Below are 19,852 nucleotides of genomic sequence, written 5' to 3' on the forward strand. Positions count from 1 at the left end.
TTAGCCGACGCTGTGTTCAAGACTTATGGCGAGAAGTTTTTGCGCTTCCACAGCAAATTCCAGCGGCAGCTCAGAGAACACGTCTTTACAGAAGCCATTGACGATCATTGAGATAGCATCTTCTTCACTGATGCCACGTTGCAGGCAGTAGAACAGTTGGTCTTCACCAATGCGCGAGGTCGTCGCTTCGTGTTCAAGCTGAGCGCTGTTGTTACGGCACTCAACATACGGGAAGGTATGCGCCCCACAGTCCGCACCAATCAACATTGAGTCACATTGGGTGTAGTTACGGGCGTTAGTGGCGGTAGGCATAATTTTCACTAAGCCACGATAGCTGTTCTGGCTATGTCCGGCAGAAATTCCTTTCGAGATAATGGTCGATTTCGTGTTCTTGCCGATGTGAATCATTTTGGTGCCAGTATCAGCCTGCTGATGCCCGCTGGTCAGCGCAACAGAATAGAATTCACCGATCGAATTATCACCGCGCAGAATGCAGCTCGGGTATTTCCAGGTAATGGCTGAACCGGTCTCTGACTGCGTCCATGACATTTTGCTGTTTTCACCTTCACACAGCGCACGTTTGGTCACGAAATTCAGGATGCCGCCGGTATTGCCATCACCGGGGAACCAGTTTTGTACCGTTGAATACTTCACCTCAGCATCTTTATGGATGATCACCTCAACCACCGCCGCATGCAGCTGGTAACTGTCACGTACCGGAGCCGAACAACCTTCGATATAGCTGACGTAACTCCCCTCATCCGCCACCAGAATCGTGCGTTCAAACTGTCCGGTTTTTTCTGCATTGATACGGAAGTAAGTCGACAGTTCCATTGGGCAGCGCACACCTTTCGGCACATAAATAAACGTGCCGTCCGATGCCACCGCCGCATTCAGCGCGGCAAAGAAATTGTCATTCCCCGGGACGACGGTACCGAGGTATTTTTTTACCAGTTCAGGATGATCGTGAATGGCCTCGCCGAACGAGCAGAAAATAATACCCTGTTCCGCCAGCTTATCGCGGTAGGTCGTCGCGACTGACACCGAATCGAAAATGGCATCCACCGCCACTTCTTTGCCTTCACGGACCGGCACGCCAAGCTGCTCGAACGCGTCTTCAACCTCTTTGCTTAAAAACGCATTCGCGCCCGTTTGCTGAACCGCTCCCGGCTCAGAGGCGCAGGTTTCATCACAGTTACCGCAAGAAGGTGCAGAGTAATAGCTATAGTCCTGGTAGTTCAGTTTGTCATAGTGCGCTTTTAGCCAGTGTGGTTCTTCCATCGTCAGCCACGCGTTAAACGCATTCAGACGGAATTCCAGCATCCAATCAGGTTCATTTCGTTTTGCCGAAATTGCCCGGACAACCTCTTCGTTGATCCCTTTGGCCAGTTCATCGGTTTTGAGTTGGGTAAAGAACCCCTCTTTGTAATTGAGGTGCCCGCCAGCCCAGGTGTTGACATCGTCAGTTGCTTCAGTGTTACGAGACATAGTACCGCCTATACCCCAAAGCTTTCGCCACAGCCACATTCGTTCTGGGCTTTCGGGTTATGAAATTTAAATAACTGATTTAATCCTTCGCGAACGAAATCGACTTCAGTTCCATCGATAAACGGCATCGCCTGTAACGGGACATAAAGTCTGGCGCCCTCGGTTTCAAATAGCAGATCGTCTTTCTCAGGTTGCTTGACGGTGTCCAGCACATAGCCGAATCCCGCGCATCCGGTTTGTTTCACGCCTAACCGCACGCCCAACATATCGGGTTGCCTTGCCACCAGTTCACGGATATGCGCCGCTGCCGCTGGCGTTAACGTCAGCCCGCGCCACGCAAAATCGTTGGGATTAAATGTTCCTGAATGCAATTCCATAGGGTTACCTCGAGTCATTAGCTTTCAAGCTATAACACCATGTTAGTGATAATGATTATCACTTCAACCCCTCAACAGCAGGGGCATTCGGGTTAACCGCCCTTTTTGACGACTTTTATTAAGCATAGACCCTGCGGCGAGGGTTAACAGGGATGGATTTTTTTGTTCAATACATTGATTAATAATAGATTATGAATATGTAATCGTTCCGGCAGGTCAAATGCTAAAAGATGTATAGATAATGTCTATTTAAGGGATAGGTGGGGATGACTACGGGGGAACAATGCGATTCAAAACGCATGTGGGCCATAAAAAACCCTTAAGTCTGCATGCTGGCAGACTTAAGGGTTCCGGCCCCATCCGGCGCTTATCTCCGGCACTCACAATGGCTTAGCTCTTGAAGGGGCGATCAGAATAATCTCATACACTGATAAATTTTTTTTAACACAAATTGCGCTTTGACTATTTTATAAACACGCTCAATCACATAGTTAGCGCTGTGTCTCATTCAGTTCGTCCAGCAACAGCCGCAACCCCGCAGGCTGGTGATCGCGGGAAAGATATAAACCATAAATAGGCAGGCGTTTAGGCTGTAGTTGGGGGAGAAGTCGTATTAATCTCCCCTGCGCCAGCCCTTCTCTCGCCTCCTGCTCAGGAACCAACGCAATCCCCATCCCCGCCAGGGCGGATTCACATAGCAGTGACGAGATACCGGCGCTTAAATTCCCTTTAATGGCCACCGTGACGGCTTGCCCTTGCGCATCCAGAAAGTGCCATGACTTTCCGGCAAATCCACTGTAATAAAGGCAATTATGCTGCGCAAGATCGTCGACGGTTTTTGGGATGCCATGCTGGTTAAGGTAATCCACGGAGGCACATAACACCGATTCACAATCCCCTAAGCGCCGGGCAATCGTTCCGGGCTCGGGATTTTCCGTGATGCGGATCGCCACATCGATACGCTCCCCAACCAGGCTTACCGGTTGATTGTTGATCTCAACTTCAATGCGGAGTTCAGGATAGCGAGCAAGAAACGCGGGCAGCACCGGCGCCAGAATATGTATGGCAGTAAAATGTGCACACGCTACCCGTAGCGTGCCCGATGGGGTTTGCGCGAGCCCGGCGGCACCGATATCTCGCGAAAGCTGTGCCAGGGTGCGGGTTTTCACCAACGCTTCTTCGCCGGCAGGTGTGATTGTCAACCGTCGTGACGAACGATGGATAAGCCGCGCCCCGGTCCACTTTTCCATCTCATCCAGATAGCGACTGACCATCGGTCGGGAAAGCCCCAGCGCACGCGCGGCGGCACTCAAACTGCCTAAATCACAGATGTGGTTAAAAACGGTTGCCGCCATGACTCTGTCCATTGCATCCCATCCGATCGTTTTATGAAACTCAGCATGTCCTGATAAGGGAATTCTAACAGATCCGAATTTCCTTAAAATACAGGAACGATCAAAAGACAATGTCCTGCACAAGGTTCCCCGTTATGAAAATCAATACACTGGCTATGCTGTTACCCCTGTTTGCTTCTTCGGCATTTGCCGCTCCGCTACAGTTGGATGTCTATAATCCGCAGGAAAAGGCTATTTTCCCGGTCTCTTCTACGCTGGTGTCCGGCCCGAAAGAAGCCATTTTGTTTGATGCCCAATTCAGCACCAAAGACGGTGAAAAACTGGTACAAATGATTCGCTCCAGCGGTAAGACGCTGAAAGCCATTGTGATCACGTCTGGCGATCCGGATTTCTATTTTGGCCTTGAGCCACTCGTCAAAGCCTTCCCAGGTGTCAACGTGCTGGCTACGCCGCACGTGGTGGATCATATCCGTGCCACCAAAGAAGCCAAATTACAGTTCTGGGGCCCACAGATGAAAGACGGTGCCCCCACTTCACTCACTGTACCGCAGGCCATCACGCAAACACGCTTTACGGTTGATGGCGAAACGCTGGAATTACGCCATCCTAATGACTATGCGGCATATGTCTGGATCCCTGCGAACCGCGCCATCATTGGCGGAACCGGTATCGCTTCAGGTATTCACGTCTGGACAGCGGACACGCAGTCATCGGCTGGGCGCATGGCATGGCGTAACGTGCTGAGCGAAATGCAGCAATTACATCCTGCCCAGGTGGTTCCAGGTCATTATATTGGCGAACGCCCGGCGGGTGATAAAGCAATTCGCTTCACCCAGGATTACCTTCAGTCGTTTGAACAGGCGCTGGGCGCGAAAAAAGGTTCAGCCTACGTGATAAAAACAATGACCACAGCATGGCCTGGCCTTGCAGACGAAAGCTCTCTGGAACTGAGTGCGAAAGTGAATACCGGTGAGATGAAGTGGTAAACAAGGTTTAAGGCAAAAAATAACCCCGAACACATGTGTCGGGGTTTTTATTACGACAGGCATACCGGAATCAATGAACGCCCAGGCGCCAGGCAAAATAGATCTCTTCTTTCAGTTCAGTCGAAGAGAGCGTTAATAAATCGGCAAACTCCAGCTCTAATTGTTTCAGTCTTTTCAGGTACTGAGCCGGTGAAAGATCGGTTTTATCACGACGTAAAAATTCTATTGCCAGTTGGGCCGGGTCTAATTGGGTAGACATATCATCCTCGCTTGTGTTCAGAACCTGCACAGTATAACACCATTACCTGCGCAGATAATGACCAAACTCAACATGCATCACAAAATAGCAGTCGTCAGTCGCGAGGTGCAGCATAACCGGCCCTGCTCATCGAAGATTTCGATTTGCCACACCTGATGACGTGAACCGGTATGCACAGGGCTGCACACCCCTCTGACAAGCCCTTCACGTGCAGAACGAACGTGGTTGGCGTTAATCTCAAGGCCCACCACTTTCTGATCGCCCTGCGTACACAGATATCCAGCCACCGAGCCAATGCTTTCAGCCAGCACGACAGACGCCCCGCCGTGCAACAAACCAAAGGGTTGTTTGGTGCGATGGTCCACGGGCATTGTGGCTTCCAGAGTATTGTCGCCGATATGCACAAAACAAATATCGAGCAGCCCTACCATATTTCCTTCACCCATGGCGTTGAGCGCCTCGAGTGTGACTTCACGTTTCCAGATCATCCTATAATCTCCAGTAATGCCTGTAATGGGTGGCGAACGCCCGTGCCTTCTACGCGTTTAACCTGGCTGCGACATGAATACCCGGCTGCCAGACAACGGTTACGCGGCAATCGTTGCATTGCCTGGTGCCATGATAACTCATAGATCCCTAAAGAGTTCTGGTGATTCTTCACTTCATGGCCATACGTACCCGCCATCCCGCAGCACCCCACGCTGACATTTTCCAGTTTGGCCCCAAACCGGGCAAAAATCGCGGCCCACTGCGCAGGTGCTCCCGGCAGAGCGGTCACTTCGGTACAGTGTCCGAAGAAGTACCACGGTTCACCACCAACAGCGACCGACGGTTGTGACGCCAGTACAGCCGATAACCACTCATTGACCAGTAAGACATGGAAATCACCGCGCTGCTCGCCGAGCGCCAGCTTGTATTCATCGCGATAACATAGCACCAGCGCCGGATCGACACCGACCATCGGGATATTCAGCTTTGCCACCCGGTTGAGGAATTCAGCGGTCTTTTTCGCCGTTTTCGCAAACCGGTTTAAAAAGCCCTTTATATGCTGCGCTTTACCGTTAGGCGAGAATGGCAACAGCACCGGCTGTAAACCCAATTTTTCTACCAGTCGGATGAAATCAGCCACTACCTGTGCATCGTAATAGCTGGTGAAAGGGTCCTGCACCACCAGCACCGTACGGGCTTTTTGTTCCTGGCTGAGAGCTTCAAGCTGTTCCAGCGTCATATTGGCCGAACGATGCCCGACCAACTGTCGTTGTAATGATGGCGCAGACAACAGCGGCAAATCCACCATGCCGATGTGTTTTTTAGCCAGATTACGTACCAGCGGTTGATTGATGAAAAAGTTGAACGTTTTAGGTGCGCGCGCCATTAGCGGTGCATAACTCTCAACGGTGGCGACCATATGATCGCGGAGCGGGCGCAGATAGCGCGTGTGATACAGCTGCAGGAAGCGCGAGCGGAATTCCGGAACGTCAATTTTTATCGGGCACTGCGTCGAACACGCTTTACATGCCAGACACCCGGACATCGCCTCTTTCACTTCATGCGAGAAATCATACTCGCCCTTACGTGCATGCCAGCTGTTGCGGGTACGGGCGATTAGCATACGTAAACTGGCACGTTTTTCTGGCAACTCTTTTTCCAGTTTCACGGGGTCAATCCCACGATCGGCCAACAGACGCAACCATTCCCGTACCAGCGTTGCACGCCCTTTTGGCGAGTGAATGCGATTGAGGCTAATTTTCATCGACGGACACATCGGGCTTTTCGCATCGAAGTTAAAGCATAACCCGTTGCCGTTACACTCCATTGCTCCACGCCACTCCTGTCGAACGGCCAGCGGGATTTGACGATCGTAAGTCCCACGTTTAACCGCATCCACTTTCATCATTGGCGCATCGATGGCTTCCGGAGGGCAAATTTTCCCCGGATTGAGCCGGTTTTGCGGATCAAACGCCGACTTCACTTTGCGCAGTTCGCGATACAGTTCCTCGCCAAAGAACGCCGGGCTGTACTCAGCGCGGAAACCTTTCCCGTGTTCGCCCCACAGCAGGCCACCGTATTTTGCCGTCAGTGCCACCACATCATCAGAGATGCGTTTCATCAGCACTTCTTGTTGCGGATCGCACATATCCAGCGCGGGTCTGACGTGCAGTACCCCGGCATCCACGTGACCAAACATGCCATAGCTCAGGCCATGACTATCAAGTAGCGCACGGAACTCGGCAATATAGTCGGCCAGGTGTTCCGGCGGTACGCAGGTATCTTCGGCAAACGGAATCGGCTTCGCAGAGCCTTTGGCATTACCCAGCAGACCAACGGCCTTTTTCCGCATGGCGTAGATGCGCTCGACGCCGGCCAGTTCGGTACACAGTTGCCAGCCAATCACACCGGCTTCCTGCCGGGCAATTAGCCCGTCCAGGCGTTCACACAGCGCACTGACCTGCGAATCAATTAATGCTTCATCGTCACCCGCAAACTCGACGATATTCAGCCCGAGCATCTCTTTATCCGGGACATCGGTAATCAATTCGCTGACGGAGTGCCAGACAATATCTTCCCGCGCCAGATTAAGCACTTTGGAATCGACGGTTTCGACCGACAGCGCACGCGCCTCCACCATCACCGGCGCATTACGCAATGCAGAGTCAAACGAATCGTATTTGACGTTGACCAATCGCCGAACTTTAGGCAGCGGCGTGATATCAAGGCGGGCTTCGGTGATAAATGCCAGCGTACCTTCAGACCCCGTAAGGATGCGGGTTAAATCAAACTCGGTCATCTCATCATTGAAGACGTGCCGCAGATCGTAACCGGTCAGGAAGCGATTGAGCTTGGGGAATTTATCAATGATCAGCTGTCGGTTATCGCGGCACCGTTCATACACCGTTTTATAGATACGCCCAATCGCCGTATTGTTTTTACCGAGCATTTCGGCAAACTCAACCGGCATCGGCTGGGTATCGAGAATATCCCCGCCCATCAATACCGCGCGGATACCCAGCACGTGATCGGAGGTTTTACCGTAGACCAACGAACCTTGCCCGGAAGCGTCGGTGTTGATCATTCCCCCCAACGTCGCCCGGTTACTGGTGGACAATTCAGGCGCAAAGAAATAGCCGTAGGGTTTCAGATATTGGTTAAGCTGATCTTTTATCACCCCCGCCTCTACCCGCACCCAACCTTCCTGCACATTGATTTCGATGATGCGGCTCATGTAACGGGACATATCAACAATAATGCCCTGATTAAGCGCCTGACCGTTGGTGCCTGTGCCGCCACCGCGAGGGGTAAAAATCAACGACGAAAAGAGCGGCTCTGACGCCAGGCGAGCGATAAGTGCCACATCAGCCGTCGAACGAGGAAACACCACGGCATCAGGCAGAAGCTGATAGATACTGTTATCCGTCGACATTGTCAGACGATCGGCATAGCTCGTTGCCGTATCGCCCGTGAACCCTTGCTGCTCCAGCGCCTGCAAAAAATTGAGCACCAGTTGAACGACACCTGGCGCCTGAGAAATTTGTGGAATCATTATAGTGACCCTTTCCTGCGGTCTGTGTTGTGAATTTAATCGTTTGCGTGTTGCTTTGTTTGTTGTATCACATTTTTTTCTAATACGCTCAGCAGATTTACAGGCAGAATCCGCCTGTTCAAAACCGCTGAAATTGCTCATCATTATAGAGTGTGATTAACGTGTTCACGTCGCGTCAACGTTCTGACGCAAAGACAAAGGTGAAAAGTATTTATGGTAAATTTCCGTCAGCCCAGGGATATTGCACAAGTGCTGCTATCGGTGCTGTTTTTAGCCATCATGATTGTGGCCTGTCTCTGGATTGTGCAACCCTTTATCCTCGGTTTTGCCTGGGCAGGTACGGTGGTTATTGCGACCTGGCCCATCCTGATACGTATACAAAAATTGCTGTGGGGACGCCGTTCGCTTGCCGTGCTGGTGATGACCCTGTTGTTAGTTCTGTTATTCATTATTCCTATCGCTCTGTTGGTCAACAGCATCGTTGATGGCAGTGGTCCTCTGATTCATGCCGTTACCGCCGGTGATATGACGCTGCCGGATCTGGCGTGGTTAAACAGTATTCCTCTGGTGGGTGCCAAACTCTATGGCGCATGGCACAGTCTGTTGGATATGGGCGGTTCGGCTATCATGGCTAAGGTTCGTCCCTATATCGGTACCACAACCACCTGGTTTGTTGGCCAGGCCGCGCATATTGGCCGCTTTATGATGCACTGTGGCTTGATGTTGCTATTCAGCGCCCTGCTGTACTGGCGCGGTGAGCAGGTGGCGCTAGGTATTCGCCACTTCGCCTGCCGTCTTGCATCGAAACGCGGTGACGCTGCAATTCTGTTGGCAGCACAGGCCATTCGTGCGGTTGCATTAGGCGTGGTCGTCACGGCGCTGGTGCAGGCCGTCCTCGGTGGCATTGGTCTGGCGGTAACGGGGGTACCTTACGCTACACTACTGGCGGTGTTGATGATCCTCTCCTGTCTGGTGCAACTGGGGCCTTTACCGGTGCTGGTTCCAGCTATTATCTGGCTTTACTGGACAGGTGACTCTACCTGGGGCACGGTGCTACTTGTGTGGAGCGGTGTGGTCGGAACACTGGATAACGTTATTCGTCCCATGCTGATTCGTATGGGTGCTGATTTGCCATTGATCCTCATTCTTTCCGGGGTGATCGGTGGGTTGATTGCATTCGGTATGATTGGTCTGTTTATCGGCCCAGTGGTGCTGGCTGTTTCATGGCGCCTGTTCTCCGCATGGGTCAACGAAGCCCCTGCACCGGGCACCGACCCGGACCAAATCCTCGAAGAAATCGCTGAAATCGAAAGCAATAAGTAGTACAGCATCAGGCGGCAACATTGCCGCCTGATTGTTTAATATTGCTTATAATCGCATCACAGCTCCCCGAACCGAATCCAACGCCAGCCCTGTGTGAATACTCATTTATGTCGCAAATTCTTTACAGTTTTTAAACTATTGAGATGAATCTGATCGACGTGAAAAAGCAGCATGCCTACTATTACCCCAAGGCTTTAGATCAACACATTGATTTATAAGCATGGAAATCCCCTGAGTGAAATAACGAATTGCTGTGTGTAGTCTTTGCCCATCTCCCACGATGGGCTTTTTTTTTATCCTGAACTCTCCCCCTAACGACCTACATCGCATCAGCTAGCCCATTGCTTTATTTCACTCTCACACCAAATGCACCGACTTCACAGATTAATAACAAATAATATTGCACAAGATACTGTGACTCTCTTCAAGCCGAAATATCCACATTAATGTTATTACTATTCCACTGTCTTTTATGAAGTGATTAAATAATGAACGCATTAGAATTGCAGGCTATCCGCCATATTTTTGCTATGACGGTGGAAGAAAGCGCCGCGTATATCGCGCGGGATGGCGACATTGTCGCCTGGCAACAATGGGAAAGCGGTGAAAAAGAAATCCCAGAAAACATCGCGCGCATTTGTACAGAAATGAAAGCAAAGAGAAAGTTAAGAATTAACGCGATCATCGAAAAAATAAATAATCGTATCGGTAATAACACGATGCGTTTTTTCCCCGATCTGGTTTCTTTTCAGGCAGTTTATAGCCACGACAATTTTCTCGACTGGAAAATCTATCAATCGGCTGCTGTGGAACTCTATGCACACAACCTTGAGCGTTTGTGTTAAGCGGTTATAACGTCACCACTACGTTGCAACACGGGCACCCGACAATATGCCCTCGCTCACGCGCAGTCTGCATACTATTTGGGCTAACACGCCCTACGCGACACAGAACACAACATCCATTTAGCCTCTTCGCTGAGTAACACATTATGAAAAACACCTATTTCTCCACTGCGATAGGGCTGTACCTTAATTACCTGGTACACGGTATGGGGGTCATTCTAATGTCCCTCAATATGTCCTCACTTGAACAACAGTGGCAAACTAATGCAGCGGGGGTCTCGATTGTCATCTCCTCCCTTGGTATCGGTCGGTTAAGCGTTCTATTAGTTGCAGGCATGCTCTCCGATCGCTATGGCCGCAGACCGTTTATCATTTTTGGCATGATCTGCTACCTAATCTTCTTTTTTGGCATCATCAATACTCATAGCATTGTGATTGCCTACGCCTTTGGTTTTTTAGCGGGAATGGCAAACAGTTTTCTTGATGCCGGAACCTACCCCAGCCTGATGGAAGCCTTCCCCCGCTCGCCCAGCACCGCCAATATTCTGATTAAAGCCTTTGTGTCCAGCGGCCAGTTTCTGTTGCCGATGGTTATCAGCCTGCTGGTGTGGGCTGAACTCTGGTTTGGCTGGTCCTTCTTGCTGGCGGCGGGAATTATGGCAGTCAACGGCATATTTTTGTTTCGTTGCCGCTTTCCTGCACATCCTGGACCGAAGCATTCCATCACGCCATCATCCGTTTTACAGGAACCGATCCAACCAGAGCACCGTTGTTCCCTTCTCGATCTGGGGAGTTACACGTTGTATGGCTATATCTCGATGGCCACATTTTATCTGGTTAGCCAGTGGCTGGCACAGTATGGTCAGTTTGTCGCCGGTATGCCGTATACGTTATCTATCAAGCTGTTAAGTATTTACACCTGTGGTTCGCTGTTGTGCGTATTCATTACTGCTCCCCTGGCGAGAAAAGCGGGTCGTGCAACATCTCTGTTAATGCTGTACACCTTTATCTCCTTTGTCGCGCTGCTGGCGGTTTGCCTGCATCCAACAACCTGGGTCGTGATTACATTCGCCTTTGTCATCGGATTCTCTTCAGCCGGTGGTGTCGTACAAATCGGTCTAACGCTAATGGCTGCTCGCTTTCCGCATGCGAAAGGTAAAGCTACCGGTATTTACTACAGCGCGGGCAGTATCGCGACCTTCACGATCCCACTGATTACCGCCAGGCTCTCCGAAACCAGCATTGCGCACATCATGTGGTTTGATGCAGGCATTGCTGCACTCGGCTTCCTGCTGGCACTGTTTATTGGTTATCGCAGCCGACTTGCCGCAAAGCGTCAGTTAAACATGGCTCCGCTCGCGCAATAGCGCGGATGCAATATTGTTCCCCTCTTCTGCAAAATAATTGGACGTATTTTTAAAATAACGGCAAAACGTCGGTCTGACGAATTAGATTTCACAGTTTGATATGCAATATACCTGGTAACTTAAACGCCATGCTATGTAGGTACAATAACTACTGCCTGGTATATTAATTACAAGGTCGCCGAAATTTAAACTACACCGACGAGCACAGAATAATTTTAAAATCCGCAAGGAGTTGTGAAAAAATGTCTCAGAAAAAGACCTTTAACACGCCATTTCTTCTGGCGATAACCTGTATTTATTTAAGTTATTTTTTACACGGTATTAGCGTCATCACACTGGCGCAAAACATGACCTCCCTGGCTGAAAAGTTTTCAACCGATAATGCAGGAATTGCCTATCTAATTTCCGGTATTGGTCTTGGTCGACTGGTCAGTATTTTATTCTTTGGCGTTCTATCAGATAAGTTCGGTCGCCGGGCTATCATTTTGTTAGGCGTTATTCTATATATGCTGTTCTTCTTCGGTATTCCCGCCAGCCCCAATCTGATGATTGCCTTTATTCTTGCTGTATGCGTTGGCGTAGCAAATTCAGCGCTGGATACCGGTGGTTATCCTGCGTTAATGGAATGTTTCCCTAAAGCATCCGGCTCGGCGGTTATTCTGGTTAAAGCCATGGTGTCGTTTGGCCAGATGATTTACCCCATCATCGTCAGTACCATGCTGCTCAACCATGTCTGGTACGGCTATGCGGTCATCATCCCGGGTGTCCTGTTCGTGGTCATCACCCTGATGCTGTTAAAAAGTCGCTTTCCCAGTCAGATGGTGGACGCGGGTCTCGCCAAAGATCTGCCACAGATGAACAGTAAACCCCTGGTCTGGTTGGAAGGTGTCGCTTCCGTGCTGTTTGGGGTTGCCGCATTCTCAACCTTCTATGTCATCGTGGTCTGGATGCCGAAATATGCCATGGCATTTGCTGGCATGGCAGAAACTGACGCCTTAAAAACCATCTCTTACTACAGCATGGGATCGCTGGTCTGCGTATTCATCTTTGCTGCCCTCCTGAAGAAAATGGTTCGCCCCATTTGGGCTAACGTTTTTAACGCCGGTTTGGCAAGCATTACCGCTGCGGTCATTTATTTGTATCCCTCTCCGCTGGTTTGTAACGCAGGATCGTTTCTGATTGGCTTCTCTGCTGCTGGCGGTATTTTACAGCTCGGTGTCTCGGTGATGTCGGAGTTTTTCCCGAAGAGCAAAGCCAAAGTCACCAGTGTTTATATGATGATGGGTGGTGTAGCCAACTTTATTATCCCACTGATCACCGGATACCTTTCTAACATCGGCCTGCAATACATCATCTTGCTGGACCTTGCATTTGCTCTGCTGGCATTCATCACCGCCATCATCGTCTTTATTCGCTATTACCGCGTATTTGATATCCCCAAAAACGATGTGCGGTTGGGCGAACGTTATTTTCAATAAATTGTTTAGAAGGAGTATCAAATGGACGTAACTGCAAAATATGAACTGATTGGTCTGATGGCCTACCCTATCAGACACAGTCTGTCCCCTGAAATGCAAAATAAAGCATTAGAAAAAGCAGGGCTGCCTTTTACCTACATGGCATTTGAAGTCGATAACTCAACATTTGCTAATGCCATTGCCGGTTTAAAAGCGTTAAAAATGCGTGGTACCGGGGTTTCCATGCCCAATAAACAGCTGGCCTGTGAATATGTTGATGAATTGACGCCTGCCGCCAAACTGGTTGGCGCAATCAACACCATCGTTAATGATGATGGCTACCTGCGTGGTTACAACACCGACGGCACCGGCCATATTCGCGCGATTAAAGAAAGCGGCTTCGATATTAAGGGTAAAACCATGGTACTGTTGGGCGCGGGCGGCGCGTCTACAGCCATTGGCGCTCAGGCAGCTATTGAAGGCATCAAAGAAATTAAGATCTTTAACCGTAAAGATGAGTTCTTTGAAAAGGCGCAGGCATTCGCCAAACGTGTTAATGAAAACACCGACTGCGTTGTCACCGTTATCGACCTTGCCGATCGCCAGGCTTTTGCCGAGGCTCTCGCCAGCGCGGATATTTTGACCAACGGCACGAAAGTCGGCATGAAACCGCTGGATAACGAATCTATTGTGACCGACGTTTCCCTGCTTCGCCCGGAACTGCTGGTGACCGAATGTGTGTATAACCCGCATATGACCAAGTTGTTGCAACAGGCACAACATGCCGGTTGCAAAACGATTGATGGTTACGGCATGTTGTTGTGGCAAGGGGCTGAGCAGTTCAAGCTCTGGACCGGGAAAGACTTCCCGCTGGAGTATGTCAAACAGGTTATGGGTTTTACAGCCTGATGGGCAGTATTTGTGAATAGTTAAAGGGTAATCAATGAAAACCGTAACCGTAAGAAACCTCGTGATTGGCGAGGGTGCGCCGAAGATCATTGTCTCACTGATGGGTAAAGACATCTCAACGGTAAAAAGCGAAGCACTGGCCTATCGCGAAGCGGATTTCGACATTCTGGAATGGCGTGTTGACCATTTCGCCGATGTCGCTTCCATTGACGCAGTACTGGAGGCCGCACGTGCGATCCGTGATGTGATAACTGATAAACCGTTGCTGTTCACCTTCCGTAGTGCACAGGAAGGTGGTGAACAGGCACTGTCCGTCGAAAACTATATTGCATTAAATCGTGCAGCAGTGGACAGCGGTCTGGTGGATATGATTGACCTGGAGCTTTTCACCGGTGATGACCTGGTTAAAGCCACCGTCGAGCATGCACACGCGAAAAATGTCTTCGTTATTATGTCGAACCATGATTTTCACAAGACACCTGTAGCCGATGATATTGTCCAGCGACTGCGTAAGATGCAGGAACTTGGTGCAGATATTCCCAAAATCGCGTTGATGCCGCAAAGCAAAACGGATGTGCTGACATTGCTTAGCGCAACGCTGGAGATGCAGGAACGCTACGCCGACCGCCCTATTATTACCATGTCAATGGCGAAAACCGGTGTGATCTCACGACTGTCCGGTGAAGTCTTCGGTTCAGCGGCGACGTTTGGTGCGGTGAAAAAAGCCTCGGCCCCAGGACAAATCTCCGTAACCGATCTACGTACCGTTCTGACAATATTACACCAGGCTTAATAGCCAAATATTTTTAAATTGCAATAAATAACACCCTGCCCCAGATATTCGTTTTGCCACGAATATCTGGCAGACGATTAAATATTTTCAAATAACGCAAAACACTATTATCGAATATAGCGATAGGTATTCGCACGAATATAACATGGAGTTTATATGAAACTTTCAAGACCAACACGTTTAGATGGTCGGGTACCGGTACTATCTGCAGCTGACGCAATTAATTATATTCCGGATGAAGCCACACTCTGCGTATTAGGCGCTGGCGGTGGGATACTTGAGGCCACAACATTAATTAATGCACTGGCTGAGAAATATAAAAATAGCCAATCCCCACGTAATTTGTCGCTAATTAGCCCGACAGGACTGGGCGACCGCGCAGACCGGGGGATTAGTCCACTGGCTCAGGAAGGTTTAGTTAAATGGGCGTTGTGCGGCCATTGGGGGCAATCCCCACGTATATCCGACCTCGCGGAACAAAATAAAATTGCAGCCTACAACTATCCGCAAGGCGTATTAACTCAAACCCTGCGTGCCTCTGCGGCCCATCAGCCAGGTATTTTGAGTGATATCGGCATTGGCACGTTTGTCGATCCTCGCCAACAAGGTGGCAAACTCAATGAAGTGACCACCGAAGATCTGATCAAACTGGTAGAAATTGATAACAAAGAGTATCTCTACTACAAAGCCATTGCACCGAATATCGCCTTTATTCGTGCCACCACCTGTGACAGCGAAGGCTACGCCACCTTTGAAGACGAAGTGATGTATCTCGATGCGCTGGTCATCGCGCAGGCCGTGCATAACAACGGCGGCATCGTCATGATGCAGGTACAAAAAATGGTGAAGAAAGCCACACTGCACCCTAAAGCAGTGCGGATCCCTGGCTATCTGGTGGATATCGTCGTTATCGATCCTGAACAGACTCAGCTGTATGGCGGAGCGCCGGTTAACCGCTTTATTTCAGGCGATTTCATCCTTGATGACAGCTTGCAAACTGCCCTGCCGCTTAACCAACGTAAACTGGTAGCAAGACGTGCTCTGTTCGAAATGCGGAAAGGTGCAGTGGGTAACGTTGGCGTAGGAATTGCCGATGGTATTGGTCTCGTCGCGCGTGAAGAAGGCTGTGCCGATGACTTCATACTGACGGTTGAAACCGGGCCAATCGGCGGTATTACCTCGCAGGGCATCGCTTTTGGGGCCAACGTCAATACCCGCGCTATTCTGGATATGACCTCCCAGTTTGACTTCTACCATGGTGGCGGCCTGGATGTGTGCTATTTAAGCTTTGCCGAAGTCGATCAGCACGGCAACGTCGGTGTGCATAAATTTAATGGCAAGATCATGGGCACTGGCGGTTTTATTGATATCAGCGCCACCTCGAAGAAAATTATTTTCTGCGGCACCCTGACAGCCGGAAGTCTGAAAACAGATGTTGCCGACGGCAAATTGAATATCGTGCAGGAAGGTCGGGTGAAGAAATTCGTTAGCGAATTACCTGAAATCACCTTCAGTGGAAAAATTGCCCTCGAACGTGGACTGGATGTGCGTTACATCACCGAGCGCGCCGTATTTACGTTAAAAGAAGACGGTCTCCATTTAGTGGAAATTGCCCCGGGTGTTTCTTTACAAGAAGACATTTTGGACAAAATGGATTTCACTCCCGTTATTTCTCCAGACCTGAAACTGATGGACGAAAGATTATTTATCGATGCCACGATGGGTTTTGTTTTGCCCGACGCTGCCAATTAAAAGGAGTACCCTGATGGACTTTTCATTAACTGAAGAACAAGAGCTGCTGCTTGCCAGCATTCGGGAACTGATCACCAGTAATTTCCCGGAAGAATATTTCCGCACCTGTGATCAAACTTCCACCTACCCTAAAGAATTTATGCGCGCGCTTGCGGATAACGGCATTTCGATGCTGGGCGTGCCGGAAGAGTTCGGTGGCATTCCGGCAGATTACGTCACGCAAATGCTGGCACTGATGGAAGTCTCAAAATGTGGTGCGCCTGCCTTTCTGATCACTAACGGTCAGTGTATCCACAGTATGCGCCGTTTTGGCTCCGCGGAGCAGCTACGTAAAACAGCTGAAAGCACTATGGAGACAGGCGATCCAGCCTATGCGCTGGCGTTAACCGAACCGGGAGCTGGCTCAGATAACAACAGTGCCACCACCAGCTACATCCGCAAAAACGGCAAGGTGTACCTTAACGGGCAAAAAACCTTTATTACCGGTGCCAAAGAGTACCCGTATATGCTGGTCCTGGCTCGTGATCCCGAGCCGAAAGATCCGAAGAAAGCCTTTACCCTGTGGTGGGTGGATTCGAAGAAACCCGGCATCAAAGTTAATCCGCTGCATAAAATCGGCTGGCACATGTTAAGTACCTGCGAAGTCTATCTTGATGACGTTGAAGTTGACGAAAGTGATATGGTCGGCGAAGAAGGTATGGGCTTCCTCAACGTGATGTACAACTTCGAAATGGAGCGATTGATCAACGCAGCACGCAGCACCGGCTTTGCCGAATGCGCTTTCGAGGATGCCGCACGTTACGCCAACCAGCGTATCGCCTTTGGTAAACCGATTGGCCACAACCAGATGATCCAGGAAAAACTGGCGCTGATGGCGGTTAAAATCGAAAACATGCGCAATATGGTATTGAAAGTCGCCTGGCAGGCCGATCAGGAACAATCACTGCGTACCAGTGCGGCGCTGGCAAAACTGTACTGCGCCCGCACAGCGATGGAAGTTATCGACGACGCGATTCAGATAATGGGTGGTCTGGGTTATACCGATGAAGCCCGTGTATCCCGGTTCTGGCGTGATGTGCGCTGTGAACGCATTGGCGGTGGCACCGATGAAATCATGATCTACGTCGCAGGACGTCAGATCCTGAAAGATTATCAAAACAAGTAAGCCGTTCTGTCATCCGGATAGCGGATAAACGCTATCCGGACTTACGCCAGAAAATCAGACTTCCGGCTGCAGGCATTCCTGCTCGGTCAGATTATTTTTAAACTGCTTACGATAATCGCTGGGAGTACAGCCTACGTGTCGCTGAAAGAGTTTGGCAAAGTGATCAACATTTTCATACCCTACCCGCCACGAGATTTCCGCTAACGACGCTTCCGTATTCGTCAGCGAAAATTTTGCTTCCGTCATCCGCCGTTGAATAACATAATTAATCGGCGAAATACGATATTCTTTAGTGAATTCGTGACAGATATAACTCACACTGGCTCGAAATTTTTTAGACAACTGGTCAAGTGTGATTTTTTCGCGAAAGTTGTTATTCAAATACACCAGAACATCTTTAATTAACACGTCTTTTTTAATATACCCCTGCTCCGAACGATAAGCATTTTTAAAGTTTTCGTAATACAAGACGGTTAATGCATAGGCAAAGGCATCATAAGCTGAGGATGACAGATTATTTTTACACTGCGGTATCATAATACTCAGTTCATTAAAAATACTCTTAATAACCTCTTTTCCCTGGCCGACGCTGATGACCGGACACGAATGTAACTGCAACAACTGGTTATCCTGCCAACCATTGAAACGAAAACCGTACAGTGCGCAGGTGTAGGTAGTGGCAGGCGCGCTGCTATCCGAGGCGACGGCATGCAACCTCCCTTGTTCTATCACCACAATATCCCCGGCATGTGCGACGTACAGTGAAGAATCAATGATTAATCGCGCGACACCTTTTTTGACATAGATTAGCTCTGTCTCATTGTCATGAACATGGTGACCAGACTCCCAGTTAGGATCATCACTGATGACAAATCGCGAAAATCTGGGGGTCTTCCCCTGCTCAAAAAGGGTTTCCATGGCATTATCAAAACATCGTTGATACATGACAGCCTCCACCTTTAGATGGTAAATATGCGGAAAATTAATAGTGTTAAATGATAACGATTAACCACGTTATACAACGATATTCTATCCAAGCGAAACAAAATTATTTGCGTCGTCTGCAAGATGACACTTCTTGCTCAAGAATGCTCTTAGCTTGCGTTATTTACGTTTTATACTAATTGAAAAGAATAAATGTTATTAATTCAACATTAACGATTTACATACCAGAAACAAACGCCGCCAGATATCGATTAAAAATATGATGTATTTCTCAATTACCCTCCCGACTCTGGTTTCCGTGGTGTAATTTTCTGTACACAATATTTACCCCTCGCTTAGAAACTGAGCATTCCCATTGCACATTTTTCTGCAAGATTGTTGGGAATGAAAACAGATTACCCCGTCGAAAACAGGCCCCGCTCTGCCGCACACTATTTTCAGTCAAATTTTCCCTACTGCCGATAATGACGCGCACCGTCATCATCCGAACGTGACTCACTGGAGATGCCATGAAAATAATAACCTGCTTTAAGTTGGTGCCTGAAGAACAGGACATTGTTGTTACCCCAGAGCGCTCGCTTAACTTTGATCGGGCCGATGCCAAAATCAGTCAATTTGATCTGAATGCGATTGAAGCCGCCACACAACTTACCGCTGAAGGCGATGAGATTGTCGCCTTAACGGTGGGCGGCTCCTTGTTGCAAAATTCTAAAGTACGTAAAGACGTGCTATCCCGCGGTCCGGATAGCCTGTTTATGGTGCAGGATCCACAGCTGGAACATGCGCTGCCGCGCGATACTGCCCAGGCACTGGCTTGTGCGGCTAAAAACATTGAATTTGATCTGATGCTGTTCGGTGAAGGGTCCGGCGATGTCTACGCACAACAGGTCGGTTTACTGGTAGGCGAGCTCCTGCAGCTTCCTGTGATTAACGCGGTAAGCAGGATCCAACGTAATGGCGACCGCATACTGGTTGAGCGCACCCTTGAAGATGAAGTCGAAGTCATTGACCTGCCGCTCCCAGCAGTAATTTGCGTTACCTCAGATATTAATACACCGCGGATTCCGTCAATGAAAGCCATTCTTGGGGCCGGCAAAAAACCCGTCACCCCCTGGCAGGCCAGCGATATTGGCTGGACGCCAACGTCACCACTAGCGGAATTAGTCAGCCTTAGTGTTCCACCGCAGACAGAACGCAAGCACATCATTTTGGAAAATGACTCAGCAGAAGCCATTGCCGAACTGGCCGAACATCTGAAAAAAGCCCTGAACTAAGCCCAACGGAGAACAA

17 protein-coding genes and 1 other RNA gene are annotated in these 19,852 nt (G+C 49.5%); 11 read left to right on the top strand and 7 right to left on the bottom strand.

Annotated features, from left to right (window positions below):
* The 3 genes from sufB to NNO03_RS06075 all read right to left on the bottom strand — a co-directional run bounded on the left by sufB (position 1) and on the right by NNO03_RS06075 (position 3,232).
* Positions 1-1,488 (bottom strand): Fe-S cluster assembly protein SufB, encoded by a 1,488-nt coding sequence (sufB, locus tag NNO03_RS06065; protein ID WP_061067803.1) that lies wholly within the window; start codon positions 1,486-1,488, stop codon positions 1-3.
* Positions 1,489-1,496: 8 nt separating this feature from the next.
* Positions 1,497-1,865 carry a Fe-S cluster assembly scaffold SufA gene (sufA, locus tag NNO03_RS06070; RefSeq protein ID WP_005120243.1) on the bottom strand — a complete coding sequence of 123 codons (369 nt, stop codon included), beginning with the start codon at positions 1,863-1,865 and terminating at the stop codon, positions 1,497-1,499.
* A gap of 491 nt (positions 1,866-2,356) precedes the next feature.
* The gene (locus NNO03_RS06075) at positions 2,357-3,232 is read right to left on the bottom strand and encodes a LysR family transcriptional regulator (protein ID WP_271449072.1); all 876 of its coding nucleotides are present in this window, start codon (positions 3,230-3,232) and stop codon (positions 2,357-2,359) included.
* Between the two features lie 122 nt (positions 3,233-3,354).
* Here NNO03_RS06075 and NNO03_RS06080 point away from each other — a divergent pair, with 122 nt between their 5' ends.
* Positions 3,355-4,206 carry a Vmh family MBL fold metallo-hydrolase gene (locus NNO03_RS06080; RefSeq protein ID WP_271449073.1) on the top strand — a complete coding sequence of 284 codons (852 nt, stop codon included), beginning with the start codon at positions 3,355-3,357 and terminating at the stop codon, positions 4,204-4,206.
* A gap of 70 nt (positions 4,207-4,276) precedes the next feature.
* On the opposite strand, the gene NNO03_RS06085 is transcribed toward NNO03_RS06080, so the two are convergent.
* The 3 genes from NNO03_RS06085 to NNO03_RS06095 all read right to left on the bottom strand — a co-directional run bounded on the left by NNO03_RS06085 (position 4,277) and on the right by NNO03_RS06095 (position 8,006).
* Entirely contained in the window at positions 4,277-4,465 is a 189-nt protein-coding gene (locus tag NNO03_RS06085; RefSeq protein WP_005120249.1) for a YdiH family protein, read from the bottom strand.
* Between the two features lie 77 nt (positions 4,466-4,542).
* Positions 4,543-4,953: a 1,4-dihydroxy-2-naphthoyl-CoA hydrolase gene (gene menI / locus NNO03_RS06090; protein WP_271449074.1), complete on the bottom strand. Its 411-nt coding sequence runs from the start codon at positions 4,951-4,953 to the stop codon at positions 4,543-4,545.
* Positions 4,950-8,006, bottom strand: coding sequence for an FAD-binding and (Fe-S)-binding domain-containing protein (locus NNO03_RS06095; protein ID WP_271449075.1), 3,057 nt, complete (start codon positions 8,004-8,006; stop codon positions 4,950-4,952). The genes menI and NNO03_RS06095 overlap by 4 nt, the downstream gene beginning before the upstream one ends.
* Positions 8,007-8,219: 213 nt before the next feature.
* On the opposite strand from NNO03_RS06095, the gene ydiK reads away from it, so the two are divergent.
* The 9 genes from ydiK to NNO03_RS06140 all read left to right on the top strand — a co-directional run bounded on the left by ydiK (position 8,220) and on the right by NNO03_RS06140 (position 17,617).
* Complete coding sequence (gene ydiK, locus NNO03_RS06100) at positions 8,220-9,329, top strand: AI-2E family transporter YdiK (protein ID WP_271440778.1); 1,110 nt, start codon at positions 8,220-8,222, stop codon at positions 9,327-9,329.
* A 188-nt stretch (positions 9,330-9,517) separates the two neighbouring features.
* An RNA gene (gene rprA, locus NNO03_RS06105) (antisense sRNA RprA) lies at positions 9,518-9,625 on the top strand.
* A 192-nt stretch (positions 9,626-9,817) separates the two neighbouring features.
* The gene (locus NNO03_RS06110; protein WP_271449076.1) at positions 9,818-10,174 is read left to right on the top strand and encodes a YdiL family protein; all 357 of its coding nucleotides are present in this window, start codon (positions 9,818-9,820) and stop codon (positions 10,172-10,174) included.
* A 146-nt stretch (positions 10,175-10,320) separates the two neighbouring features.
* Positions 10,321-11,541: an MFS transporter gene (locus NNO03_RS06115; RefSeq protein ID WP_271440776.1), complete on the top strand. Its 1,221-nt coding sequence runs from the start codon at positions 10,321-10,323 to the stop codon at positions 11,539-11,541.
* Between the two features lie 242 nt (positions 11,542-11,783).
* Positions 11,784-13,019 (top strand): MFS transporter, encoded by a 1,236-nt coding sequence (locus NNO03_RS06120; protein WP_202038793.1) that lies wholly within the window; start codon positions 11,784-11,786, stop codon positions 13,017-13,019.
* 21 nt (positions 13,020-13,040) lie between these two features.
* Positions 13,041-13,907, top strand: coding sequence for a quinate/shikimate dehydrogenase (gene ydiB, locus NNO03_RS06125; protein ID WP_271440775.1), 867 nt, complete (start codon positions 13,041-13,043; stop codon positions 13,905-13,907).
* Positions 13,908-13,941: 34 nt separating this feature from the next.
* Entirely contained in the window at positions 13,942-14,700 is a 759-nt protein-coding gene (aroD, locus tag NNO03_RS06130) for a type I 3-dehydroquinate dehydratase (RefSeq protein WP_271449077.1), read from the top strand.
* A 156-nt stretch (positions 14,701-14,856) separates the two neighbouring features.
* Positions 14,857-16,452, top strand: a complete 1,596-nt coding sequence (locus NNO03_RS06135) for an acyl CoA:acetate/3-ketoacid CoA transferase (protein WP_271440774.1) — start codon at positions 14,857-14,859, stop codon at positions 16,450-16,452.
* A 13-nt stretch (positions 16,453-16,465) separates the two neighbouring features.
* Positions 16,466-17,617 carry an acyl-CoA dehydrogenase gene (locus tag NNO03_RS06140; protein ID WP_271440773.1) on the top strand — a complete coding sequence of 384 codons (1,152 nt, stop codon included), beginning with the start codon at positions 16,466-16,468 and terminating at the stop codon, positions 17,615-17,617.
* 54 nt (positions 17,618-17,671) lie between these two features.
* Here NNO03_RS06140 and NNO03_RS06145 read toward each other — a convergent pair whose 3' ends face one another.
* Positions 17,672-18,562 (bottom strand): AraC family transcriptional regulator, encoded by an 891-nt coding sequence (locus NNO03_RS06145; RefSeq protein WP_271440772.1) that lies wholly within the window; start codon positions 18,560-18,562, stop codon positions 17,672-17,674.
* Positions 18,563-19,071: 509 nt separating this feature from the next.
* On the opposite strand from NNO03_RS06145, the gene NNO03_RS06150 reads away from it, so the two are divergent.
* Positions 19,072-19,836, top strand: a complete 765-nt coding sequence (locus NNO03_RS06150; RefSeq protein WP_271449078.1) for an electron transfer flavoprotein — start codon at positions 19,072-19,074, stop codon at positions 19,834-19,836.
* The last annotated feature ends 16 nt before the right edge of the window (positions 19,837-19,852 follow it).

The organism is Citrobacter sp. Igbk 16 (assembly GCF_028069755.1).
In the GTDB taxonomy this organism is placed as follows: domain Bacteria; phylum Pseudomonadota; class Gammaproteobacteria; order Enterobacterales; family Enterobacteriaceae; genus Citrobacter.

Coding starts and splice junctions, on each gene's coding strand:
- sufB (WP_061067803.1), bottom strand. CDS start 1,488: ATGTCTCGTAACACTGAAGCAACTGACGATGTCAACACCTGGGCTGGC.
- sufA (WP_005120243.1), bottom strand. CDS start 1,865: ATGGAATTGCATTCAGGAACATTTAATCCCAACGATTTTGCGTGGCGC.
- NNO03_RS06075 (WP_271449072.1), bottom strand. CDS start 3,232: ATGGACAGAGTCATGGCGGCAACCGTTTTTAACCACATCTGTGATTTA.
- NNO03_RS06080 (WP_271449073.1), top strand. CDS start 3,355: ATGAAAATCAATACACTGGCTATGCTGTTACCCCTGTTTGCTTCTTCG.
- NNO03_RS06085 (WP_005120249.1), bottom strand. CDS start 4,465: ATGTCTACCCAATTAGACCCGGCCCAACTGGCAATAGAATTTTTACGT.
- menI (WP_271449074.1), bottom strand. CDS start 4,953: ATGATCTGGAAACGTGAAGTCACACTCGAGGCGCTCAACGCCATGGGT.
- NNO03_RS06095 (WP_271449075.1), bottom strand. CDS start 8,006: ATGATTCCACAAATTTCTCAGGCGCCAGGTGTCGTTCAACTGGTGCTC.
- ydiK (WP_271440778.1), top strand. CDS start 8,220: ATGGTAAATTTCCGTCAGCCCAGGGATATTGCACAAGTGCTGCTATCG.
- NNO03_RS06110 (WP_271449076.1), top strand. CDS start 9,818: ATGAACGCATTAGAATTGCAGGCTATCCGCCATATTTTTGCTATGACG.
- NNO03_RS06115 (WP_271440776.1), top strand. CDS start 10,321: ATGAAAAACACCTATTTCTCCACTGCGATAGGGCTGTACCTTAATTAC.
- NNO03_RS06120 (WP_202038793.1), top strand. CDS start 11,784: ATGTCTCAGAAAAAGACCTTTAACACGCCATTTCTTCTGGCGATAACC.
- ydiB (WP_271440775.1), top strand. CDS start 13,041: ATGGACGTAACTGCAAAATATGAACTGATTGGTCTGATGGCCTACCCT.
- aroD (WP_271449077.1), top strand. CDS start 13,942: ATGAAAACCGTAACCGTAAGAAACCTCGTGATTGGCGAGGGTGCGCCG.
- NNO03_RS06135 (WP_271440774.1), top strand. CDS start 14,857: ATGAAACTTTCAAGACCAACACGTTTAGATGGTCGGGTACCGGTACTA.
- NNO03_RS06140 (WP_271440773.1), top strand. CDS start 16,466: ATGGACTTTTCATTAACTGAAGAACAAGAGCTGCTGCTTGCCAGCATT.
- NNO03_RS06145 (WP_271440772.1), bottom strand. CDS start 18,562: ATGTATCAACGATGTTTTGATAATGCCATGGAAACCCTTTTTGAGCAG.
- NNO03_RS06150 (WP_271449078.1), top strand. CDS start 19,072: ATGAAAATAATAACCTGCTTTAAGTTGGTGCCTGAAGAACAGGACATT.